This window comes from Leclercia sp. UBA1284 (assembly GCF_002308415.1).
GTDB classification, from domain to species: domain Bacteria; phylum Pseudomonadota; class Gammaproteobacteria; order Enterobacterales; family Enterobacteriaceae; genus Enterobacter; species Enterobacter pneumoniae.
This window is the reverse complement of sequence record NZ_DBUS01000006.1, coordinates 1,022,226-1,046,038: the sequence shown is the minus strand read 5'-3', so window position 1 is coordinate 1,046,038 and position 23,813 is coordinate 1,022,226. Positions and strand designations below refer to the sequence as shown.

Here is a 23,813-nt window from a genome sequence, read left to right as displayed (position 1 = left end):
GACTGTCATGAAAAAGACGAAAATTGTTTGCACCATCGGCCCGAAAACCGAATCTGAAGAGATGCTGACCAAAATGCTGGACGCCGGCATGAACGTTATGCGTCTGAACTTCTCTCACGGTGACTATGCTGAACACGGCCAGCGCATTCAGAACTTGCGCAACGTGATGAGCAAGACCGGTAAAAAAGCAGCAATCCTGCTGGATACCAAAGGTCCAGAAATTCGTACCATCAAACTGGAAGGCGGCAATGACGTTTCGCTGAAAGCGGGCCAGACCTTCACGTTCACTACAGACAAGTCCGTGGTCGGCAACAGCGAAATCGTTGCTGTGACTTACGAAGGCTTCACCAGCGATCTCTCCGTGGGCAACACCGTGCTGGTGGATGACGGTCTGATCGGCATGGAAGTGACCGCTATCGAAGGTAAGAACGTTGTTTGTAAAGTGCTGAACAACGGCGACCTGGGTGAGAACAAAGGCGTGAACCTGCCGGGTGTCTCCATCGCGCTGCCTGCCCTGGCAGAAAAAGATAAGCAAGACCTGATCTTCGGTTGTGAGCAAGGCGTTGACTTCGTGGCGGCCTCTTTCATCCGTAAACGTTCTGACGTCGTTGAAATCCGTGAGCACCTGAAAGCGCACGGCGGCGAAAATATCCAGATCATCTCCAAAATTGAAAACCAGGAAGGTCTGAACAACTTCGATGAGATCCTCGAAGCGTCTGACGGCATCATGGTTGCTCGTGGCGACCTGGGCGTTGAGATTCCGGTTGAAGAGGTAATCTTCGCGCAGAAGATGATGATCGAGAAGTGTGTGCGTGCACGTAAAGTGGTTATCACCGCGACGCAGATGCTGGACTCCATGATCAAAAACCCACGCCCAACCCGCGCTGAAGCAGGCGACGTGGCTAACGCCATCCTCGACGGTACCGATGCCGTTATGCTCTCTGGCGAATCCGCAAAAGGTAAATACCCGCTGGAAGCGGTCTCCATCATGGCGACCATCTGTGAGCGTACCGACCGCGTGATGAAGAGCCGTCTGGACAACAACAACGACAGCCGTAAGCTGCGCATCACCGAAGCCGTCTGCCGCGGTGCGGTAGAGACCGCTGAGAAACTGGAAGCGCCGCTGATCGTTGTGGCAACCCAGGGCGGCAAATCTGCGAAAGCTGTACGTAAATACTTCCCGAACGCCACCATCCTTGCACTGACCACCAACGAAACCACAGCACGTCAGCTGGTGCTGAGCAAAGGCGTGGTTCCGCATCTGGTGAAAGAGATTGCTTCTACCGATGATTTCTATCGTCTGGGTAAAGAAGTGGCTCTGCAGCTGGTTGAGTGCGGTCTGGCACAGAAAGGCGACGTTGTGGTGATGGTTTCTGGCGCGCTGGTACCATCAGGCACCACCAATACCGCATCTGTTCACGTTCTGTAATAATTACTGTCCGAATTAATTAGTTTAAAAAGCGCTCTTCGGAGCGCTTTTTTTATTTGTGCCATCGACCATAGTCATTAAAAAATCAAATCGGGTTTTTCTATTTAATACGCACTTTTACTAAGATGAATCCGATTAAAATATTTTGTTTTAACAGCATTTTTTGGCTGATATAGCCGATTTCGATGCTTCTTTGAGCGAACGATCAAAAATAGGCGGATTCCCAACAAAAAAATATTCTCAACCTAAAAAACTTTGTGTAATACTTGTAACGCTACATGGAGATTAACTCAATCTAGAGGGTATTAATAATGAATCGTACTAAACTGGTACTGGGCGCGGTAATCCTGGGTTCTACTCTGCTGGCAGGTTGCTCCAGCAACGCTAAAATCGATCAGCTGTCTTCTGACGTTCAGACTCTGAACGCTAAAGTTGACCAGCTGAGCAACGACGTGAACGCAATGCGTTCCGACGTTCAGGCTGCTAAAGACGACGCAGCACGCGCTAACCAGCGTCTGGACAACCAGGCTACTAAATACCGTAAGTAATAGTACCTGTTAATAAAATGGCGCACATTGTGCGCCATTTTTTTTGCCTGCGATTCCCCTTCCCTACTGCGTAACCTGCTCGCGCGTCTCCTCAACAGAGGTCACCGGCGTGCGCTGATTCTGCACCGACTGCACAGTGTGATTCGCTGAAGGCGTGGCCCCTACCGAAACGGCGACCGGAATGCCTGCCCTGCGTGACATTGCTTTATCCACCAGCGCTTTATCGCTACCGCTCTCAGCAACAAAGGACGCAAAACCAGCAGACTGCGGAATAGGCAGGATCTGTGGATTATCACCTTCAATAGCCGCCAGCGGGCGGTGCACCTCAACATAGCGTCTGCCGTCCGGCTCGACGGCGAATTTCACCGGCTCATTGATGATCTGCACCCGGGTGCCGACCCGAACCTGCGAGAAGAGCGCTTTAATATCCGGCGCATTCATACGCATACAGCCAGAACTCACGCGCAGGCCTACGCTGTCGGGTGCGCTGGTGCCGTGAATCAGGTATTCGCCGTTACCCACCCCCAGACGCAATGCGAAGCGCCCCAGTGGATTATTTGGCCCTGCCGGGACCACGGGCGGCAGTTTTATCCCCTGCGCCAGTGAGCGCGCCCGGATGCCGGCTGGTGGCGTCCAGGTGGGATTGGGGATCTTCTGGCTAATGCGGGTCGTGGTGACCGGCGTCTCCAGCCCCAACTGGCCTATCCCCAGAGGATAAACCTGCACGCTATTCTCCCCGGAGGGGAAATAATAGAGCCGCAGTTCGGCAAGATTAACCACAATTCCTTCGCGCGGCGTATCGGGCAGTAACATTTGCGATGGAATAGTAATCACCGTGCCCGGAGCCGGATAAACCGGGGCAATGGTGTTATTGGTTTCGAGAATTAAGTGCGCAGCAGTATTAAACCGGCGGGCGATTGCCTGCAGATTTTTATCGCCCTCCTGAATAGTGTAAGTCTGATTCTGGCCTATTAGGCGACTGCCCGCAGGCGGCAATGGATAATCTACCGCTCTGGCGCTATTTACCGCGCCGAGCGACCCAATAAGTAAAAGTGTAATCAGAGACGCGCGCTTCATGCTGATATTCCTTATTCACTGACAGGACGTCAGAAAGCTGAAAACCAGCGAGGCGGGAACCGCCTCGCGAAACAGAATGAATGCTGTCTGGTAAGTTTAGCTAATGTTGGCGGCTTTGGTGCGGATTGCGCGGATCATCGCTTCCAGCCCCTGAGAACGGGACGGCGTTAAGTGTTGTGTCAGCGCCATCTGTTCAAACCATGGGCGCACATCGAAAGCCAGAATGTCTTGCGGAGACATCTGATGATAGAGAATAAACACCACGGCGATCAGCCCCTTCACAATGGCCGCATCGCTATCGCCCTGCAGTTCTATCACCCCCGCCTCGTTCTGGTGCATCAGGATCCAGACCTGGCTCTGACACCCCTGAATAATATTGTCCGGGTTATGGGCTTCCGGACTAAGCTCAGGCAGTCGCTGCCCAAGCTCAATGATGTACAGGTACTTCTCTTCCCAGTTTGCGCAACGTGTAAAGTTACGCAGTAATTTATCTCTGTCTGGCAACGCGGCCATCTCTTGCCTCCCTGTTAACCTAACAGCTGGTGGATGCGTTTCAGCCCTGCCACCAGCCTGTCGATCTCTTCTGTGGTGTTATACATGACCAGCGACGCGCGGCACATGGCCGGAACCTGATAAAAGGCCATCAGCGGCATTGCACAGTGGTGCCCGGTGCGCACCGCAACGCCGTAATTGTCGAGGAAGCTCCCCACATCATAGGCGTGATGTTTACCCAGGTTAAAGGCAATGACCCCTTTGCGATCTGCCGGTCCATAGAGAACCAGATCCGGCACCTCGGCCAGGGCGTGCAAGGCGTAATCCATCAGCTTCTGCTCGTACGCGGCAATCTTCTCAAGACCAATGGCTGAGACATACTCTATAGCAGCCCCAAGACCAATAATGCCGCCGGTGTTTGGCGTACCCGCTTCAAAGCGCCAGGGCGCTTTAGCGTAGGTCGTCCCCTCGGTGAGGCTGACGGTGGCGATCATCGACCCGCCCCCTTCCCACGGCGGCATAGCCTGCAGGATATCCTCCTTCACGTAGAGCACGCCGATCCCGGTCGGTCCGTAGAGTTTATGTCCGGAAAACACATAAAAATCGCAGTCCAGCGCCTGGACATCGGTACCCTGGTGCATCACCGCCTGGGCACCGTCCACCAGCACCTTCGCCCCCACCTGATGCGCTTTGGCTACAATCTCCGCCAACGGGTTTTCAGTCCCCAGAACGTTAGAGATGTGCGTCACCGCCACCAGTCGGGTACGTTCATCAAGCAGCGCATCCAGCTGCGCCAGCTGCAGCGTACCGTCCTGGTTCAGCGGGATCACCCGCAGTTGGGCCCCCACGCGCTCACAGAGCATCTGCCACGGCACGATGTTGGCATGATGTTCCATCTGAGTGATGACAATATTATCCCCGGCATGAACCGAGGCGCTGCCCCAGCTGTTAGCGACCAGGTTGATCCCTTCGGTGGTGCCGCGCACGAAGACCAGCTCTTCCGGCGAACGGGCGTTTAAAAACGCCGCCGCCTGGTTGCGCACATTTTCCATGCGCTGAGTCGCTTCCGCACTGAGGGTATGGATACCCCGGTGTACCGCCGCATAGCCGTGTCGGTAAAACTCCGCTTCGGCATCGATCACCTGCGCTGGCTTCTGGGCGCTGGCGGCGCTGTCGAGATAGGCGAGCGGCAGACCGTTCACTTCACGGGTCAGGACCGGAAAATCCGCCCGCACTTTCTCCACCGGAAAATTCATGCCTTACCTCCAGGCAAGCGCTGACCGATGCGGGTCAGGACCTGCTGTTTTACCCCTTCGTCACCAATAGCTTCTGTCAGCTCAGCGGCAAAGGCGTAGATAATCATCTTTTCGGCAGCCTGCTGGTCAATACCGCGCGAACGGAGATAGAACATCTGCTCGTCGTCGATACGGCCCACGGTTGCCCCGTGGCTGCACTTCACATCATCCGCATAGATTTCCAGCTGCGGCTTGGTATCCACCTCAGCCAGGCGCCCCATCAGCAGATTGTTGTTGGTCATCTGCCCGTCGGTCTTGATGGCATGCTGGGCCACCTTGATCAGCCCATTAAACACCGCGCGACCTTTATCGCTGACGATGGTTTTGTGCAGCTGACGGCTGTTGCAGAACCCTTTGTTGTGTTCGAGCCAGGTGCGGGTGTCGCACACTTCGGATTTCACCGGCATCGCCAGGCTGTTAATGCGCAGCGTGGTATTTTCGCCGTTAAGTTGGGTACTGGTATTGTGGCGTAACACCGCGCCGCCCAGCAGGAAGCTGTGGCTGTGGGCCGCCGCGTCTGCAGCCAGCAAGATGTCGTTGTGGCCGAAGTGATGACAAAGCGCATTTTCAAACGCCATCTTCAGATGGTGCAACTGCGCATTTGCCGCCACGTTCATGGTCATTCGTGAACCGGTAAAATGGCGAACATCATTCAGGCTGACATAGTGTTCGATGACCGTCGCTTCGGCCCCCTGCTCCAGCTCCAGATGGTGGCGGTAGTGGGCGGTGTTCACCTCCTCTTGCCCCGCAAGCCCCTGGGTAATGTGCAGCAACAGCAAAGGCCGGGCGGGACGCTGATTGCGCTTCACGCGAATGTGCGTGACCGATTGCGCCAGGCTTTCGGTAAGATGCAGGAAGAGTTCAGGCTGGACCGGCGCGGGCAAGGATTGACGCGCGTCGTTGATCTCAATGTCAAAACCGCTCCCTTCGCTACTGTCGCTCAGGCCCGGAATAAACTGACCGTCGACAAAGACCAGCCGTACGGCATCCACCGCTATGCTCAGCGCATCTCGCTGCGCTGCGCTCACCTCGGCCAGACGGGTGACAAACTGGCTATTCAGCAATCCGTCCAGGGGGGTGTACTTCCAGTTTTCATGTTTCCGCCCAGGCAATCCAAGACGCAGCATCTGCTGCAGATGCTGTTGGGCCTGTTCAGAGCGCGGTTGACCTTGCGCCTCAAACAGGCGATGCCACTGCTGTAGCGCGTTACTGCTGTTCGGTAAGCCAGCCATAGCCCTGCTCCTCCAGCTGTTTAACCAGGGTGAAATCACCCGATTTCACAATGCGCCCTTGATAAAGTACGTGTACAAAGTCTGGCTTGATGTAGTCGAGAATACGCTGGTAGTGGGTGACGATGATAAATGAGCGGTTGCCATCGCGCAGGGCGTTCACCCCGTCGGCAACGATTTTCAGCGCATCAATATCCAGACCGGAGTCGGTCTCATCCAGAATACACAGCTCAGGCTCCAGTACCGCCATCTGCAAAATGTCGTTACGCTTCTTCTCGCCGCCGGAAAAGCCGACGTTTACCGAACGTGTAAGCAGATCTTCCGGCATTTTTAGAAGCTGAATCTTCTCTTCCATTAAGTCCTGGAAGTCGAAGCGGTCCAGCGCTTCCTGATCACGGTACTTGCGCACGGCGTTTAACGCGGTTTGCAGGAAGAACTGATTACTGACGCCCGGGATCTCGACCGGATACTGGAAGGCCATAAAGATCCCTTCACCGGCGCGCTCTTCGGGCGACAGTTCCAGCAGATCTTTGTCCTTGAACGCCACCGAGCCGCCCACCACGTCGTAATCTTCACGCCCGGCCAGGGTTGCAGAGAGCGTACTTTTCCCGGAGCCGTTCGGCCCCATAATGGCATGCACCTCGCCCGGGCGAACCTCCAGGCTCAGCCCACGCAGGATCGCTTTATCTTCCACACTGACCTGTAAATCTTTAATGCTTAACATGTGCTTTCCTTAATGCTTAACCGACGCTGTGTTCAAGGCTAATCGCCAGCAGTTTCTGTGCTTCAACGGCAAACTCCAGCGGCAATTCAGAGAATACGTCCTTACAGAAGCCGTTAACAATCATGGAGATGGCATCCTCTTCGCTGATGCCGCGCTGCAGGCAGTAGAAGAGCTGATCCTCACCAATCCGCGAGGTGGTGGCTTCATGCTCCAGCTGTGCGCTGTTGTTCCGGCACTCCACGTAGGGGAAGGTGTGCGCCCCACAGTCTGGCCCGATCAGCATCGAATCGCACTGGGTGAAGTTTCGGGCGTTAGTGGCCGTTGGCATGATTTTTACCAGCCCCCGATAGCTGTTCTGGCTCTGTCCGGCAGAGATCCCCTTCGAGATAATGGTTGATTTGGTGTTTTTGCCGATGTGGATCATCTTGGTGCCGGTATCGGCCTGCTGATGACCGCTGGTCAGCGCCACGGAGTAAAACTCACCGATGGAGTTATCGCCGCGCAGAATGCAGCTTGGGTACTTCCAGGTGATGGCGGAGCCGGTTTCCGACTGGGTCCAGGACATCTTGCTGTTTTCACCTTCGCACAGGGCTCGCTTGGTGACGAAGTTCAGGATGCCGCCGGTGTTGTTATCCCCCGGGAACCAGTTTTGTACCGTGGAGTACTTCACTTCCGCATCTTTGTGAATAATCACTTCCACCACGGCCGCATGTAGCTGATAGCTGTCTCGTACCGGCGCAGAACAGCCCTCGATGTAACTGACGTAACTGCCCTCATCGGCGACCAGGATAGTGCGTTCAAACTGACCTGTTTTTTCCGCATTGATACGGAAATAGGTCGACAGCTCCATCGGGCAGCGCACCCCTTTTGGCACGTAGATGAAGGTGCCGTCCGAGGCCACGGCCGCATTCAGCGCTGCAAAGAAGTTGTCGTTGCTGGGCACCACGGTGCCAATATATTTCTGCACCAGCTCCGGATGATCGTGTATCGCCTCACCAAAGGAGCAGAAGATAATCCCCTGTTCCGCCAGTTTTTCACGATAGGTCGTCGCCACGGAGACGGAGTCAAAGATGGCGTCTACGGCCACTTCTCGCCCTTCACGCACCGGCACCCCGAGCTGCTCAAAGGCCTCTTCCACCTCTTTGCTCAGGAAGGTGTTGGTGCCGGTCTGCTGTACGGCCCCCGGCTCCGAGGCGCAGGTATCGTCGCAGTTACCGCAGGAAGGGGCGGAGTAGTAGCTGTAATCTTGATAGTTCAGCTTATCGTAGTGCGCCTTCAGCCAGTGCGGCTCGTCCATTTCCAGCCAGGCTTTGTAAGCGCTCAGACGGAATTCAAGCATCCACTCAGGCTCATTACGGCGTGCTGAGATAGCGCGCACCACCTCTTCGCTGATCCCTTTTGCCAGCTCGTCGGTTTGTAATTGGGTGAAAAAGCCCTCTTTATAATTGAGTTGGCCACCGGACCAGGTTTTGACATCGTCAGTTGCTTCAGTATTACGAGACATAGTACCGCCTATACCCCAAAGCTTTCGCCGCACCCACATTCGTTCTGGGCTTTCGGGTTGTTGAATTTGAATAACTGGTTTAAACCTTCGCGCACGTAATCCACTTCGGTACCGTCAATAAACGGCATCGCCTGTAACGGTACATACAGTTTTGCACCGTCATGCTCGAAAATAAGGTCGTCTTTTTGCGGTTCGCTGACGGTATCCAGCACATAGCCGAAACCGGCGCAGCCGGTCGTCTTGACGCTTAAGCGCACGCCCAGCATGCCGGGCTGTTTCTCCACCAGCTCATGAATGTGCTTCGCTGCCGCAGGGGTAAGCGACAGTCCGCGCCATGTGAAATCCGCTGGGTTGAACGTTTCTGAATGCAATTCCATAGGTCCACCTCATTTGTTGCGCCATCAGGGCATAACACCATGTTAGTGATAACGATTATCACTTCAACCCCCTGACAGCAGGGACTTTCTGCTTAATCGCCCTTTTTGGCTACTTTCATTAAGCATAGACCCTGCCTGAGTTGTTATCAGGCAAGGATTTTTTTAATCAATTTATTGATTAATAATGGATTTAGACGCGCTAATCGATGAGACGGGTAGAAATGGAAAAGTTGTATAGGGAATGCCTATTTATGAGATAGTTTTTTGAGCAGGCTTTGTTGATGAAGAGCGCGGCCGGCAACCCGACTCTTCCGGAACAGTTATAGAAGGGAAACCAGGTGTGAAGCGAGACCCTACCTGTATTGGCGGTTCGCAAAGTCTGGCGTTAGGGGGTAGACCCGGTTACGTTATCTGCCTCTCAAAGATCAGGTGCCACTATGAATACATTTTCGATTATTGCCATCCCGTTTTTCGTGGTGGCTATAGTAATGCTGACGCTCGCGGGCACTCGCAAAAACCGGGCGTTTCTCATCGTGGGTGGAGTCTTTATGGCTTCGAGCATAGTGAACGCGGCGATCGGCCTGTCATTGTAATTCAGCCAAAAGAAAACCCTTAAGACTACCCGAGGGTAATCTTAAGGGTTCCTTGCTCCATCCGGCGCTTATCTCCGGCACTCTGTGGCTTAGCTCTTGAAGGAGCATCAGAATAGTCTCATGAATAGCGGGCGGTGATTTGACATAAATTGCGGCGCCGCTCTGCAAAGCGCACAGAAAGCATAAAGGCCGCAATCGCGGCCTTTATTACAGAGTGCAGAAATTAATGGACGTGAACACCCAACCGCCAGGCAAAGTAGATCTCTTCTTTGAGTTCGCTTGAAGAGAGCGTGAGCAGATCCGTAAATTCCAGTTCAAGCTGTTTCAGCTTTTTCAAATACTGAGCCGGAGAAAGGTTGCTCGTATCGCGGCGTAAATATTCAATGGCCAGTTGGGTTGGGTTCAAATCGGTATCCATAATGTCCTCGTTTATGTACAAAACGCGACCAGTATATCACACTTTACTGTTCGTTTTTTGACCATAAACAAGGCATCCCCGCCTTTTTTACACTACCGCGGTTGTGAGCCGCGAGGAGCAGCACAGCCGTTGCTGCTCATCGTAGATCTCAATCTGCCACACCTGATGGCGCCCCCCGGCGTGCAGCGCGCGGCAGACGCCGCGCACCCTACCACTCCGCACAGAACGAAGATGGTTGGCATTGACCTCGAGGCCGACCACCTTCTGTTCCCCCTCGGTGCAGAGATAACCGGCGACCGACCCCAGCGTTTCGGCGAGCACCACGAAGGCGCCGCCATGCAGCAGACCGAATGGCTGATGCGTCCGGCTATCGACGGGCATGGTGGCTTCCAGCTCATCATCACCGAGGCGGGTGAACTGTATATCCAGCAGGCCGACCATATTGTCCGCACCCATGGTGTTTAAGGCCTCAAGCGTAGTGGTACGTCTCCAGATCATCCCATAATCTCCAGTAATGCCTGCAGAGGGTGACGCACGCCGCTGCCCTCGATGCGCTTCACCTGGCTGCGGCACGAGTAGCCGGTAGCCAGACAGCGGTTTCGCGGCAGGCGCTGCATCGCCTGGCGCCAGGAGAGCTCATAAATACCCAGCGAGTTGGCATGGTTTTTCACCTCATGTCCGTAAGTTCCTGCCATACCGCAGCACCCTACGTTGACGTTTTCCAGCTTCGCGCCAAAACGGGCGAAGATAGATGCCCACTGTCCCGGCGCCCCGGGCAGCGCCGTCACTTCCGTACAGTGACCAAACAGATACCAGGACTCCCCGCTGGACTCCGGCACCGCACGGTTATTCAGGACGGCTGGCAGCCATTCATGCACCAGCTGAACGTGGAAATCTCCACGTTTGTCTCCCAGCGTCTGTTTGTACTCATCGCGATAACAGAGCACCAGCGCCGGGTCGACACCCACCATCGGCATCCCCAACTGCGCCACGCGGTTGAGGAAATCAGAGGTCTTCTGCGCGGTTTTCGCAAAGCGGTTGAGGAACCCCTTAATATGCTGCGCCTTGCCGTTGGGCGAGAACGGCAGCACCACGGGTTGATAATCGAGGCGTTCCACCAGCCGGATGAAATCGGCCACAACCTGCGCGTCGTAATAGCTGGTAAAAGGATCCTGCACCACCAGCACGGTGCGGGCTTTCTGTTCGTCGCTCATGGCTTCGAGCTGTTCGAGCGTAGTGTTGGCGGAGCGGTGACCCACAAGCTGCTGCTGCAGCGACGGCACCGATAGCAGCGGCAGATCGATCATACCGATGTGCTTACCGGAAAGTTTGCGCACCATCGGCTGTTTAAGGAAGAAGTTGAAGGTCTTCGGCGCGCGGGCCATCAGGGGGGCGTAGCTCTCCACCGTCGCCACCAGGTGATCGCGCACCGGGCGCAGATAGCGGGTGTGATAAAGCTGCAGGAAGCGTGACCGGAACTCCGGCACATCGATCTTGATTGGGCACTGCGTAGAGCACGCTTTACAGGCCAGACAGCCGGACATCGCCTCTTTTACTTCATGCGAGAAGTCATACTCCCCTTTGCGGGCATGCCAGCTATTGCGCGTGCGCTCGATAAGTGAACGCAGGCTGGCGCGTTTCCCGGGCAGCTCTTTTTCCAGCACCAGCGGATCCACACCCCGATCGGCCAACAGACGCAGCCATTCACGCACCAGGGTGGCGCGCCCTTTTGGCGAGTGAATGCGGTTGCTGGTGATCTTCATTGACGGGCACATCGGACTTTTTGCGTCGAAGTTAAAGCACAGCCCGTTACCGTTACACTCCATCGCGCCGCGCCAGGAGGCGCGCACCGCGATAGGGATCTGACGATCAAAGGTGCCGCGTTTGACGGCATCGACCTTCATCATGGGGGCATCGATGCCCTCTGGCGGGCAGATCTTTCCCGGATTCAGGCGGTTATCCGGATCGAACGCCGCTTTCACCTTGCGCAACTCGCCGTAGAGCGCCTCTCCGAAGAACGCCGGGCTGTACTCCGCGCGGAAGCCTTTACCGTGTTCACCCCAGAGTAGCCCGCCGTATTTGGCCGTTAACGCCACCACGTCATCAGAGAGCTGTTTCATCAGCATCTCTTGCTGCGGGTCGCACATATCCAGCGCAGGACGCACATGCAGCACACCCGCATCCACGTGACCAAACATGCCGTAGCTCAGGCCGTGGCTGTCGAGCAACGCCCGGAACTCCACAATATAGTCGGCCAGATGTTCGGGAGGCACGCAGGTATCTTCGGCAAAGGGAATGGGCTTGGCCGCGCCTTTGGCATTACCCAGCAGTCCCACCGCTTTTTTACGCATAGCGTAGATACGTTCTATACCCGCCAACTCACTGCACAGTTGCCAGCCAATCACGCCGCCTTCGCCCGCGGCGATCAGCTCATCGAGGCGCTGGCAGAGCGTGTTAACCTGGTGGTCGATCAACTCGCCATTATCCCCGGCAAATTCGACGATATTCAGACCGAGCATCTCTTTGTCGGGAACGTCGGTAATAAGTTCGCTTACCGAGTGCCAGACGATATCTTCCCGCGCCAGGTTCAGCACTTTGGAATCAACCGTCTCTACCGACAGCGCCCGCGCATCGACCATAAAGGGGGCATTACGCAGCGCGGAGTCGAAGGAGTTGTATTTCACATTCACCAGACGGCGCACTTTTGGCAGCGGCGTAATGTCCAGCCGCGCTTCGGTAATAAACGCCAGCGTTCCTTCGGAGCCTGCGAGAATACGGGTTAAATCGAACTCGCTCAGATCGTCATTGAAAACGTGGCGCAGATCGTACCCCGTCAGGAAGCGGTTCAGTTTCGGGAATTTATCAATAATCAGCTGGCGGTTATCCCGGCAACGCTCCAGCACGGTACGATAAATTCGCCCCGTGGCGGTGCTATCGTTGCCCAGCGTCTCGGCCAGCGCAACCGGCATGGGCCGGGTATCAAGGATGTCACCGCCCAGCAATACGGCACGGACGCCGAGGACGTGGTCGGATGTTTTGCCATACACCAGCGAGCCCTGGCCGGACGCATCGGTGTTGATCATCCCCCCGATGGTGGCGCGGTTACTGGTAGAGAGTTCCGGCGCAAAAAAGTAGCCGTATGGCTTGAGGTACTGATTAAGCTGGTCTTTGATCACCCCCGCTTCTACGCGCACCCATCCCTCTTCAGGATTGATTTCGATGATGCGGTTCATATAGCGGGACATATCGATGATGATGCCCTGGTTAAGCGCCTGACCATTGGTGCCGGTGCCGCCGCCGCGCGGGGTAAAAATCAGTGACGTAAAACGTTCCTGAGAGGCAAGACGGGCAATCAGCGCCACGTCAGCGGTAGAACGGGGAAATACGACGGCATCGGGAAGTAGCTGGTAGATACTGTTGTCGGTGGCCATGGTCAGCCTGTCGGCGTAGCCCGTGGCGGTATCGCCGGTAAAACCCTGTTGCTCCAGTGCTTGCAAAAAATTGAGCACCAGCTGAACGACGCCGGGTGCCTGAGAAATCTGTGGGATCATTACTGTCGACCCTAATAAGAGTTGTGGATCCCCTTACTCATTCGCGCTACAGAAAGGCGGCATGTGAACAGATCCCCGGGCGCACAGCACACCGGGTGAATACACGCAGCCCACGCATCTGCAGCTTGAACCAGGAGGGGGATAATCGTTTGCGTTGTGTCCGGAAAGTTTTATCACATTTTTTTCTTATACGCTCAGTAGAATTACAGGCAGAATCCGCCTGTTAAAAACCGGGGAAATCACTGATGATTAGAGTGACGCGGTTTCCCTTCCTGCCAGCCCGGCGGGTGTACATTAAGGAAAATTTCATTTATGACCTCTCTTCGTCAGCCCAGGGATGTTGCGCAGATACTGCTGTCGGTGCTGTTTTTGGCCATCATGATCATTGCGTGTCTGTGGATTGTTCAACCCTTTATTCTCGGCTTTGCCTGGGCGGGTACGGTGGTGATTGCCACCTGGCCGCTTTTTATCCGTCTTCAGCGCCTGCTGTTTGGCCGTCGTTCACTGGCGGTGCTGGTGATGACGCTTCTCTTGGTGCTGCTGTTTGTGATTCCTGTCGCCCTGCTGGTGAACAGCCTTGTAGATGGCAGCGGCCCGATTATCAAAGCACTGACCAGCGGCGATCTCACGTTACCGGATCTGGCCTGGCTGAACAGTATTCCGCTGGTGGGCGATAAGTTGTACGCCGGCTGGCACAACCTGCTGGATATGGGCGGCAGCGCAATTATGGCGAAGGTACGCCCGTACGTGGGCGCCACCACGGCCTGGTTTGTCGGCCAGGCGGCGCATATTGGTCGCTTTATCGTGCACTGCGCCCTGATGCTGCTGTTTAGCGCTCTGCTCTACTGGCGGGGCGAGCAAGTGGCGCTGGGTGTACGTCACTTCGCCACGCGCCTCGCCTCTGCGCGTGGCGATGCCGCGATGGTGCTGGCTGCGCAGGCGGTCCGCGCCGTGGCGCTGGGTGTTGTGGTGACCGCGCTGGTGCAGTCGGTGCTGGGTGGCATTGGTCTGGCGATTGCCGGTGTGCCCTACGCAACCCTCTTCACCGTCGTAATGCTGTTCTCCTGTCTGGTGCAGTTGGGACCGCTGACGGTATTGGTACCATCGATTATCTGGCTTTACTGGAGTGGCGATACCACCTGGGGCACCGTGTTGCTGGTCTGGAGCTGCGTTGTGGGCACGATGGATAACGTCATTCGCCCAATACTTATCCGGATGGGCGCGGATTTGCCGCTCATTCTGATTCTGTCCGGCGTCATCGGCGGGCTGATCGCCTTCGGCATGATAGGCTTGTTTATCGGCCCGGTCCTGTTGGCCGTCTCCTGGCGTCTTTTCTCAGCGTGGGTGAATGAAGTGCCCTTCCCCGTCAAGGATCCGCACCTGGTACCCGAAGAGATTAGCGACGCTGAACAACGGCATAAGTGAAACCACGGTTCTGGTGGGTTCGCCCACCAGAATGTTAAGCGTTGCTAATATTTATTGAGTGTATTTATCCCCTCTGACCTACTAAGTGCTCGCAATTGCCTCATAAACCTCGAAAAATCTTCAACGCTTTTAAACTATTGAGAGGAATCCGATCGACGCAAAAAGCGCGCAAGCCTACTATTAGGTCACGGTTATGAATCAACGCGTTGATTTATAAGCATGGAAATCCCCTGAGTGAAACAACGAATTGCTGTGTGTAGTCTTTGCCCATCTCCCACGATGGGCTTTTTTTTATCCTGCTATCCGCGATTGACCTCGCACCGCCCCACCATTCGCCATTGGGCAGGCAGAATCCGAGTCTCACCCGTTACGTTGACCGTGACAACATCACGAATATCCGCCGACGACGCCCCGAGCTGGAGTTCAAACTCGCCGGGCTCGACGATGCGCTTGCCGTCGCGGCGCGTAAAGTTGAACATATCGACAGGCAGCGTGAAGGTGAGCGTCGCCGATTCGCCTGGCGCAAGCGTGACCCGTTGAAACGCTTTTAACTCCTGTAAGGGCCTTACCTGCGTCGCCACTTTATCGCGTACGTACAGCTGGACGACTTCACTGCCGCTACGCTCGCCTACGTTCTTCAGGGTAATACTCACCGCAACGTCACCGGTTATCGCAACCTGACTTTCAGCGAGTTGCGCCGCGCTCCAGTCAAATTGCGTCCATCCCAGACCAAAGCCGAAGGGGTAGCGCGCGCCAAAATGGAAAGCAAACGGCGTGCCGCCGCTTTTCAGCTTGTGGTTGTAGTAATACGGTATCGCCCCTGCGCTTTTCGGTACGCTGACCACCAGCCGGCCTTCAGGCTCAGCGCGCCCTGTCAGCACGTCCGCGATGGCCCAGCCCCCTTCCTGACCCGGAGCCCAGGCCAGCATCAGGGCGGCCACCTTCTCCTCCAGCCCCTGCAGGTTGTAAGGTCGGCCGCCGGTCATCACCACAATTACCGGTTTGCCGGTGGCAACCAGCGCTTCCAGCAGTTGCTGTTGTACACCCGGTAAATTCAGGCTATCGGTATCGGACCCTTCGCCAACGGTGCCACTCTGGAATAAGCCCGCCAGATCCCCGACGCATGCCACCACGACCTCGCTATCCTGCGCGGCGCGCACCGCCTGCGCTATCAGACCGGTATCGTGCGAGACCGGTGATTGCTGCATTGGCTTGCCGCTGCTCTCCCCCGGGAAGACCGGCGCCCCCGCCATCCGGTGCTCAATGATATGGCAACCTTTGGCATAGCGGACATTGCCCTCTCCGAGGTAGTGTTTCAGGGCCGCCAGCGGTGTAGTGACCTGAACAGTTTCCTCCACCATATCGCTAATAATCAGATGCACCGGGAAGCTATAGCCACTCAGCAGCGCAAGGGGATCATCGGCGGTAGGCCCGACGACGGCCACCTGCGGTGTCGAGGACAGAGGTAAGATCCCGTTATTCACCAGCAGGGTCATGGAGCGCGTGGCCACTTCGCGTGCCACCTGCCGGGTCTCTTCGTTCTGCAGGTCGATACCGCTCTCATCCACGTAAGGCTGTTCAAATAAGCCAAGACGGAATTTTTCCGTGAGCACGCGCGCGACGATTTCATCAATCTTCGCCATCGTTATCAGCCCGCGCGCGACCGCATCTGCGAGATGGCGGGCGCAATCATCCTTCGGTAGCTCGACGTCCAGCCCGGCATTAAACGCCAGCGCTGCTGACTCCGCAGCGTCATGAGAGATACCGTGATGCTGATGCAGCAAACTCACGCCGCCGTAATCGGCGACAATGAGCCCGTCAAACCCCCACTGTTCGCGTAAGACCGTGGTCAGCAGGAAGCTATCGCTATGCCCCGGCTGATTATCGATATCGTGGTAGGCCGGCATCACCGAGCCGGCGTTGGCCAGCTTAACCGCCATCTCGAACGGCAGCAGGAAGGTATCGTTCAGTTCGCTAAAGCCGAGATGTACCGGAGCATGGTTACGCGCCCCTTCGCTGAAGGAGTGGCCCACATAGTGTTTTAGCGTGGCCAGCAGATCACGCTCTTTTCCCTGCAGCCCTTTGACATACGCCGTCGCCATCACCCCCACCAGCCAGGGATCTTCCCCAAAGGTCTCTTCAGTGCGGCCCCAGCGTACATCACGGGAGACGTCCAGCACCGGCGCCAGTCCCTGCTGGCAGCCCACAGATCGCGCCTCCTTGCCAATCTGCTCTGCGGCACGCTGAACCAGTGCCGGATCCCAGGTCGATCCATAATTCAGTGAAGAGGGAAACAGGGTGGCATCTTTACATAACAGGCCGACCAGGCACTCTTCATGGAACAGCGCAGGAATACCCAGCCGGGTTTCCTCCATCATCATTCGTTGCAGCCGGTTTGCGGCACGAACGCCAGTTTTTGCCTCCACAATATGGGTTCCCAGCGGACGGGTGATCTGTCCCACGCCTAACTTGAGGCGTTCATTAAGGGATGCCTGCTCAGTGACGCCCGCAAATTCATCGCTGAGATCGCTGCGCTCACGGTGGTGACCGTGCTCATCGAGGATCAACCAGTAGGCGTGCATCTGGGCAAATTTCTCTTCCGGAGTCATGCGCGCCAGTAAATCAGCAACGCGTTCCTGAACGGGACGGCCCGCATCCTTGTAGATAGCAGTCATAGTTTACTCCTGTGTGGCAGATTGAATGGCAGGGCTAAGCGGCCTGGCAGCGGTCTGTGCGTCGCGCTTGCTGGCGAGCTCACGGGCGATGGAATCCACCACCCGGCTGTTAAGCTTGTAGAGGGCAAGCAGTACCACCATGCCCAGAAATAGCGCGCAAGGAATGAGGGTAAAGAGCGCATTAATCGTGGTAAGCACGTGGGGCGTCTGGGTCGCCTGTCCTGGGGCATAATTCACCATACCCAGCACCCAGCCCACAACGGCACCGCCCAGCGCCAGGCCGAACTTAATGGCAAACAGCGCGGTTGAAAAAACCAGCCCATCAAGGCGACGACCGCTGCGATGTTCTTCGTAGTCGACCACGTCAGAGAACATCGTCCACTGTAATGGCGTCGTCAGGTTTTGAATAAAGCTAAAAATGATATTCAGGCCAAAGATAAGCCAGATCTGTGATGGGGGAATAAAGAAGATCAGCGCACCAAATATCACGAAAGAGATTATTGTCCACTGATAAGCACGTACGCGGTCGAATTTACCTAACAGACGTTCGGACAATAACGCCCCGCTCAGGGCCGCGACCATTCCGGCCACGATAAAGGCAAAGACCAGATCCGGGCGCAGCAGGACATAATTAACGTAATACATTGTCGCCGAGCCACGCGTCACCACTGCGGTTAACAGTAAAATATTAAACAGGAAAACAATTCGCCACTGGCTGTTGCCGGCCAGCAGTTTTAAATCAGACAACATAGAGCCCGAAGTATCATTTCGCGGGGAATAACGTTCGCGGGTCATGAAGAAGCAGCAGAAAAATAAAATGATACCCAGTAATCCCATCAGGCTCATGGCGTAGAAATAGCCTTTCTGTACGTTTCCATTACCGAGGAGCGAAACCAGCGGCAGGGCAATCACCGTGACAATCAACCCGCCGATGAACGACAGTCCAAAGCGCCAGGATTGTAACGAGTGACGTTCACGCGGATCCAGCGTCAGGGCACCGGGCATGGCGCAATACGGGACGTTGATAGCAGAGTAGATCAGGCTCAGGAGGGTATAGGTGAGGCAGGCATAGACAATTTTCGCCGTCGCCCCCACGTCCGGTACGTAGAAGGTGATGAGACAGCTTACGCCAAACGGAATGGCGAACCACAGTAGCCAGGGACGAAATCGACCATGGCGGGTTTGCGTCCGGTCGACCAGGGCACCGATGCAGGGATCGACAAAGGCATCCACGACGCGAACCACTAAAAACATGGTTCCCATAATCGCTGCAGGCAAACCGAAAACATCCGTATAGAAATAAGCAAGAAATAACGTTGCTGTTTGCCAGACCAGCGCACTGGCCATATCGCCAAAACCGTAACCTATTTTATCTTTCGTAGTTAAAACAGAGGAGAGTGTCATTTTATTGGCCTTATTATCAGGTTAAAACGTGTTTCAACCAGGATGCGCAGATTTCAGGTCAATGCGCAGTTAAGGCCAAAGTATTAGCAACACCTGCCAGGCTAACAATTGTCGAAATTAACAGACAAATTATGATATTTAGTTTTTTGCATTATTTGTGATGCGCAGCAAATAAGAGAAAATAAAAAGGGCGAGGAGTATTCTCCTCGCCCTTTTCACTCTTTCCCGGCCTTATAAAAAACCGGGATCAGGTTTTACTTATTAAGCTCAGCCAGGCTCAGCCAGGTCTGCACCACGGTATCCGGGTTCAGGGAGAGGCTATCGATACCCTCCTCCATCAGCCACGCCGCAAAGTCTTCATGGTCGGACGGGCCCTGTCCGCAAATCCCGACATATTTGCCCTGCTTCTTCGCCGCGCGGATAGACATAGAAAGCAGCGCTTTCACCGCTTCGTTACGCTCATCAAACAGCTCAGAGACCACGCCGGAGTCGCGATCCAGACCCAGCGTCAGCTGCGTCATGTCGTTCGAGCCGATAGAGAAGCCATCAAAGTGCTCAAGGAACTGTTCTGCCAACAGTGCGTTGGACGGAATTTCGCACATCATGATGATCTTCAGCCCATTCTCACCGCGCTTCAGCCCCTGACGCGCCAGCTCGTCTACCACCGCTTTCGCCTGGTCTACGGTACGCACAAACGGGATCATGATCTCAACGTTGGTCAGCCCCATGTCGTTGCGCACGCGTTTCACCGCCTCGCACTCCAGCGCGAAGCAGTCGCGGAAGCTGTCGGAGACGTAGCGACCCGCACCACGGAAGCCCAGCATCGGGTTCTCTTCTTCCGGCTCGTAACGCTCACCGCCGACCAGATTGGCGTACTCATTCGACTTAAAGTCCGACAGACGTACGATCACGCGTTTCGGGTAGAATGCCGCGCCCAGGGTGGCAATTCCTTCGGACAGACGGCCCACGTAGAACTCTTTCGGTGAGTCGTAGCCTTTCATTATTTCACGGATTTCGTTCTGCAGCGTCGCCGGCTGGTCATCAAACTCCAGTAGCGCACGTGGGTGAACGCCAATCATGCGGTTGATGATAAATTCCAGTCGCGCCAGACCCACGCCTTCGTTCGGCAGACAGGCAAAGTCAAAGGCGCGATCCGGGTTACCGACGTTCATCATGATCTTCAGCGGCAGATCCGGCATGGTATCCACGCTGGAGCTTTTCACGCTGAAGTCCAGAATATCGGCGTAGACATAACCAGTATCACCCTCGGCACAGGAGACGGTCACCTTCTCATCATCCTTCATGCGCTCCGTCGCATCCCCACAGCCAACAACGGCAGGGATCCCCAGCTCACGGGCGATGATCGCCGCGTGACAGGTACGGCCGCCACGGTTAGTGACGATGGCCGCGGCCTTCTTCATGATCGGTTCCCAGTCCGGGTCGGTCATGTCGGTGACCAGCACATCGCCGGGCTGAATGCGGTTCATCTCGCTGATATCGTGGATCACTTTTACCGGGCCGGCGCCGATACGATGGCCGATAGCACGGCCTTCGGCGACAATTTTGCCCTGCGCATGCAGCGTGTAACGCTCCATCACCTGCCCGCGTGAGCGCACGGTTTCCGGACGCGCCTGGACGATAAACAGCTTGCCGGTGTTGCCATCTTTGGCCCACTCAATATCCATCGGACGGCCATAATGTTTCTCGATCTGTACCGCCTGTTTCGCCAGCTCCTGCACTTCAGCATCGGTCAGAGAGAAGCGGTCGCGCTCTTCCTGCGGTACATCTTCAATCGTCACCTGTTTACCGTGCTCCTGGTTCGGGGCATAGATCATACGAATTTTTTTCGAGCCCATGGTACGACGCACAATCGACGGGCGCCCGGCGGCCAGCGTCGGTTTATGCACGTAGAACTCATCCGGGTTCACCGCCCCCTGGACCACCATTTCGCCCAGCCCCCAGGCCGAGGTGATAAAGACCACCTGATCGAAACCGGATTCGGTATCAATAGAGAACATCACACCCGATGAGGCGAGATCGGAGCGCACCATGCGTTGAACGCCAGCAGACAGCGCCACCCCGCGATGGTCGTAGCCCTGGTGTACGCGATAAGAGATGGCGCGGTCGTTAAAGAGGGAGGCAAAGACGTGTTTCACTGCCACCAGCACGGCATCATAGCCCTGCACGTTGAGGAAGGTCTCCTGCTGCCCGGCAAAGGAGGCATCGGGCATATCTTCTGCGGTGGCGGATGAGCGCACGGCAAAAGAGGCTTGTGCGTCATCAGCCGAGAGCTGGTTGTACGCATCGTGGATGGCTTTTTCCAGTTCCGGCTGGAAAGGTGTGTCGATAATCCACTGGCGGATTTGTGCCCCGGCTTTTGCAAGCGCAGAGACATCATCAATATCCGTGTTGTCCAGCAGGTCGTAAATGCGCTGGTTTACGCCGCTCTGGTCTAAAAACAGATTAAACGCATCGGCGGTGGTAGCAAATCCATTCGGTACGGAGACACCCATACCTGACAGATTTGTAATCATTTCACCCAGGGAGGCATTTTTGCCTCCAACTCTGTCTACATCATTCATGCCGAGTTGGTTATACCAAAGCACCAGCGGTGACGAGCCATTGTTGGACATCGAAACAATCCTTTTATGATATATGAACGGGTTAAGAAACACCTTACTGCGGTATTTATACTGGCATATTTATCCGCGCTAAAAAAACGGTGAATCGTGTAAGCAGATTTATTTTTTCGCTTTTCGGACTGTTCCCGCTCAATTGCTAACCTAATGATTAATATGGATTCCCACAAAAATAATCGGTATACAACGCTGTTTATAAAAATGAAATCCACTTTTCATTAAAAATAAAAACACCATTTCATTTTTAATTATGCCCGCTGTTTGACTGTTGTAATTTACTTTTTTAATTTATGCTTTCAGACAATTACGTTTGATATTCAGGGTACGCAAAATGGATAATGCTGTGGATCGCCAGGTTTTTTATATTTCCGATGGGACGGCAATTACCGCCGAAGTGCTGGGCCACGCGGTAATGTCACAGTTCCCGGTCGCCATTAACAGCATCACACTCCCTTTTGTGGAAAACGAAAGCCGCGCCAGAGCGGTGAAGGATCAAATCGACGCTATTTTTCAGCAAACCGGCGTACGTCCGCTGGTGTTTTACTCCATTGTGCTTCCTGAAATCCGGGCCATCATTTTGCAGAGCGAAGGATTCTGCCAGGATATTGTTCAGGCGCTGGTTGCTCCGTTGCAGAATGAGTTGCAGCTCGATCCGACCCCTATCGCCCACCGTACGCACGGCCTGAACCCGGCCAATATCATCAAATACGATGCCCGTATTGCCGCCATTGATTACACCCTGGCGCACGACGATGGCATTTCGATGCGTAACCTTGATCAGGCGCAGGTGATCCTGCTGGGCGTCTCGCGCTGCGGTAAAACCCCCACCAGCCTCTATCTGGCGATGCAGTTTGGTATCCGCGCCGCCAACTACCCCTTTATTGCCGACGACATGGACAATCTTGTTCTGCCTGCGGCCCTTAAACCGCTGCAACACAAACTTTTTGGCCTGACGATCAACCCGGAACGGCTGGCCGCTATCCGCGAAGAGCGCCGCGAAAATAGCCGTTACGCCTCTATGCGTCAGTGCCGGATGGAAGTCTCTGAAGTGGAAGCTTTGTACCGAAAAAACCAGATCCCCTGGCTAAACAGCACTAACTATTCGGTGGAAGAGATTGCCACCAAAATCCTCGACATAATGGGGCTGAGCCGCCGCATGTACTAACATGCTAGTACATGAATTCATAAAAGCGTATACTGCTGCGCAACGGCAGGGCGGATAACGCCCTGCACTTGAAATCAGCGGGGATTGGTTTAAGGTGATGCCCATCACTTCCCGGTAGTTTGCCGATGAAGCACAAAATTCTGAGATATTCCATGAATAAAACCGATGAACTCCGCACGGCGCGCATTGACACTCTCGTCACGCCAGCCGAACTGGCCGAGCGCTATCCTCTCTCTGCCGCCGTGGCAGAAAACGTGACAACGTCACGAAAACGTATCGAAAAAATCCTTAATGGCGACGACCCTCGCCTGCTGGTAATTGTTGGCCCTTGTTCCATCCACGATCTTGATGCCGCTATCGACTATGCCCAACGGCTGAAAGTGCTGCGTGACAAACATCAGGCCCGGCTTGAGATCGTCATGCGCACCTACTTCGAAAAACCACGCACGGTGGTAGGCTGGAAGGGGCTGATTTCCGATCCCGATCTGAATGGTAGCTATCGCGTTAATCAGGGTATTCAACTGGCGCGTAAACTGCTGCTGCAGGTGAACGAGCTTGGCATGCCGACGGCCACTGAATTTCTCGATATGGTGACCGGACAGTTTATCGCCGACCTCATTAGCTGGGGCGCAATCGGCGCCCGTACGACGGAAAGCCAGATCCACCGTGAAATGGCCTCAGCGCTCTCCTGCCCTGTGGGCTTTAAAAATGGCACCGACGGCAATACCCGTATCGCCGTAGATGCGATTCGCGCGGCGCGGGCTAGCCATATGTTCCTCTCGCCGGATAAAAACGGTAAGATGACGATCTACCAGACCAGCGGCAACCCGTACGGTCACATTATTATGCGCGGCGGCAAAAAGCCGAATTATCATGCTCAGGATATTCATGAGGCGTGTGAAACGCTGCGTGAATTTGTCCTGCCGGAGCAGCTGGTTGTCGACTTCAGCCACGGTAATTGCCAGAAACAACACCGTCGCCAGCTGGAGGTTTGCGATGACGTTTGCCAGCAGATCCGCAGCGGCTCCACCGCCATCGCCGGCATTATGGCTGAAAGCTTTATCAAAGAAGGGACGCAAAAAGTGGTGGTCGGTCAGCCGATTGCTTACGGCCAGTCCATTACCGATCCGTGCCTCAGCTGGGAAGATACTGAGCTGCTGATTGAAAAGCTCGCTGCCGCGGTTGATACCCGGTTTTAAACTAATACCCGGCCTTTGCGCCGGGTTTCTCCGCGCTTAATCTCCTCATTTTCTTCACATTTGTTGGTA

The 23,813-nt window shown here is 55.1% G+C and carries 19 protein-coding genes and 1 other RNA gene; 7 read left to right on the top strand and 13 right to left on the bottom strand.

Annotation, left to right across the window (positions count from 1 at the left end; all coding sequences use genetic code 11):
- Nucleotides 1–7 precede the first annotated feature (7 nt).
- A complete protein-coding gene (gene pykF, locus B3511_RS08275; RefSeq protein WP_040075967.1) occupies nt 8–1,429 on the top strand; it encodes a pyruvate kinase PykF in 1,422 nt (473 codons plus the stop codon).
- A gap of 311 nt (nt 1,430–1,740) precedes the next feature.
- On the top strand, nt 1,741–1,977 hold the full coding sequence (gene lpp / locus B3511_RS08270; RefSeq protein ID WP_001082307.1) for a murein lipoprotein Lpp: 237 nt from the start codon (nt 1,741–1,743) through the stop codon (nt 1,975–1,977).
- A 63-nt stretch (nt 1,978–2,040) separates the two neighbouring features.
- Here the strand turns inward: lpp and ldtE are convergent, their stop codons facing one another.
- From ldtE to sufA, 7 genes are all read right to left on the bottom strand, one after another.
- Nucleotides 2,041–3,054, bottom strand: a complete 1,014-nt coding sequence (gene ldtE, locus B3511_RS08265; protein WP_286781072.1) for a L,D-transpeptidase LdtE — start codon at nt 3,052–3,054, stop codon at nt 2,041–2,043.
- A gap of 96 nt (nt 3,055–3,150) precedes the next feature.
- Nucleotides 3,151–3,567: a cysteine desulfuration protein SufE gene (sufE, locus tag B3511_RS08260; RefSeq protein ID WP_046885933.1), complete on the bottom strand. Its 417-nt coding sequence runs from the start codon at nt 3,565–3,567 to the stop codon at nt 3,151–3,153.
- A 14-nt stretch (nt 3,568–3,581) separates the two neighbouring features.
- The gene (sufS, locus tag B3511_RS08255) at nt 3,582–4,802 is read right to left on the bottom strand and encodes a cysteine desulfurase SufS (protein ID WP_046885932.1); all 1,221 of its coding nucleotides are present in this window, start codon (nt 4,800–4,802) and stop codon (nt 3,582–3,584) included.
- Nucleotides 4,799–6,073 (bottom strand): Fe-S cluster assembly protein SufD, encoded by a 1,275-nt coding sequence (gene sufD, locus B3511_RS08250; RefSeq protein WP_286781071.1) that lies wholly within the window; start codon nt 6,071–6,073, stop codon nt 4,799–4,801. The genes sufS and sufD overlap by 4 nt, the downstream gene beginning before the upstream one ends.
- Complete coding sequence (sufC, locus tag B3511_RS08245) at nt 6,048–6,794, bottom strand: Fe-S cluster assembly ATPase SufC (RefSeq protein WP_046885930.1); 747 nt, start codon at nt 6,792–6,794, stop codon at nt 6,048–6,050. Before sufC ends, sufD begins: the two co-directional genes overlap by 26 nt.
- Nucleotides 6,795–6,810: 16 nt before the next feature.
- Complete coding sequence (sufB, locus tag B3511_RS08240; RefSeq protein ID WP_286781070.1) at nt 6,811–8,298, bottom strand: Fe-S cluster assembly protein SufB; 1,488 nt, start codon at nt 8,296–8,298, stop codon at nt 6,811–6,813.
- A gap of 8 nt (nt 8,299–8,306) precedes the next feature.
- A complete protein-coding gene (sufA, locus tag B3511_RS08235; protein WP_040075975.1) occupies nt 8,307–8,675 on the bottom strand; it encodes a Fe-S cluster assembly scaffold SufA in 369 nt (122 codons plus the stop codon).
- 437 nt (nt 8,676–9,112) lie between these two features.
- Between sufA and B3511_RS08230 the strand changes: the two genes are divergently transcribed.
- Complete coding sequence (locus B3511_RS08230) at nt 9,113–9,268, top strand: hypothetical protein (protein ID WP_207293600.1); 156 nt, start codon at nt 9,113–9,115, stop codon at nt 9,266–9,268.
- A gap of 223 nt (nt 9,269–9,491) precedes the next feature.
- Here B3511_RS08230 and B3511_RS08225 read toward each other — a convergent pair whose 3' ends face one another.
- The 3 genes from B3511_RS08225 to ydiJ form a co-directional block, all read right to left on the bottom strand.
- The gene (locus tag B3511_RS08225) at nt 9,492–9,686 is read right to left on the bottom strand and encodes a YdiH family protein (protein WP_040075977.1); all 195 of its coding nucleotides are present in this window, start codon (nt 9,684–9,686) and stop codon (nt 9,492–9,494) included.
- 87 nt (nt 9,687–9,773) lie between these two features.
- Nucleotides 9,774–10,184: a 1,4-dihydroxy-2-naphthoyl-CoA hydrolase gene (gene menI / locus B3511_RS08220; RefSeq protein WP_286781069.1), complete on the bottom strand. Its 411-nt coding sequence runs from the start codon at nt 10,182–10,184 to the stop codon at nt 9,774–9,776.
- The gene (gene ydiJ, locus B3511_RS08215; RefSeq protein ID WP_286781068.1) at nt 10,181–13,237 is read right to left on the bottom strand and encodes a D-2-hydroxyglutarate dehydrogenase YdiJ; all 3,057 of its coding nucleotides are present in this window, start codon (nt 13,235–13,237) and stop codon (nt 10,181–10,183) included. Before ydiJ ends, menI begins: the two co-directional genes overlap by 4 nt.
- Nucleotides 13,238–13,549: 312 nt before the next feature.
- On the opposite strand from ydiJ, the gene ydiK reads away from it, so the two are divergent.
- Together ydiK and rprA are read left to right on the top strand one after the other, a co-directional pair.
- Nucleotides 13,550–14,662 (top strand): AI-2E family transporter YdiK, encoded by a 1,113-nt coding sequence (ydiK, locus tag B3511_RS08210; protein ID WP_046885926.1) that lies wholly within the window; start codon nt 13,550–13,552, stop codon nt 14,660–14,662.
- Nucleotides 14,663–14,849: 187 nt separating this feature from the next.
- Nucleotides 14,850–14,957, top strand: an RNA gene (gene rprA, locus B3511_RS08205) — antisense sRNA RprA.
- 4 nt (nt 14,958–14,961) lie between these two features.
- On the opposite strand, the gene B3511_RS08200 is transcribed toward rprA, so the two are convergent.
- The 3 genes from B3511_RS08200 to ppsA all read right to left on the bottom strand — a co-directional run bounded on the left by B3511_RS08200 (nt 14,962) and on the right by ppsA (nt 21,374).
- A complete protein-coding gene (locus B3511_RS08200; protein ID WP_286781067.1) occupies nt 14,962–17,337 on the bottom strand; it encodes a glycoside hydrolase family 3 N-terminal domain-containing protein in 2,376 nt (791 codons plus the stop codon).
- Nucleotides 17,338–17,340: 3 nt separating this feature from the next.
- Nucleotides 17,341–18,741, bottom strand: a complete 1,401-nt coding sequence (locus B3511_RS08195) for an MFS transporter (protein ID WP_046885924.1) — start codon at nt 18,739–18,741, stop codon at nt 17,341–17,343.
- Between the two features lie 254 nt (nt 18,742–18,995).
- Nucleotides 18,996–21,374 (bottom strand): phosphoenolpyruvate synthase, encoded by a 2,379-nt coding sequence (gene ppsA / locus B3511_RS08190; RefSeq protein WP_286781066.1) that lies wholly within the window; start codon nt 21,372–21,374, stop codon nt 18,996–18,998.
- Between the two features lie 337 nt (nt 21,375–21,711).
- On the opposite strand from ppsA, the gene ppsR reads away from it, so the two are divergent.
- Nucleotides 21,712–22,545 (top strand): posphoenolpyruvate synthetase regulatory kinase/phosphorylase PpsR, encoded by an 834-nt coding sequence (gene ppsR, locus B3511_RS08185; RefSeq protein ID WP_040075986.1) that lies wholly within the window; start codon nt 21,712–21,714, stop codon nt 22,543–22,545.
- Nucleotides 22,546–22,697: 152 nt separating this feature from the next.
- On the top strand, nt 22,698–23,744 hold the full coding sequence (gene aroH / locus B3511_RS08180) for a 3-deoxy-7-phosphoheptulonate synthase AroH (RefSeq protein ID WP_286781065.1): 1,047 nt from the start codon (nt 22,698–22,700) through the stop codon (nt 23,742–23,744).
- Nucleotides 23,745–23,813 lie beyond the last annotated feature (69 nt).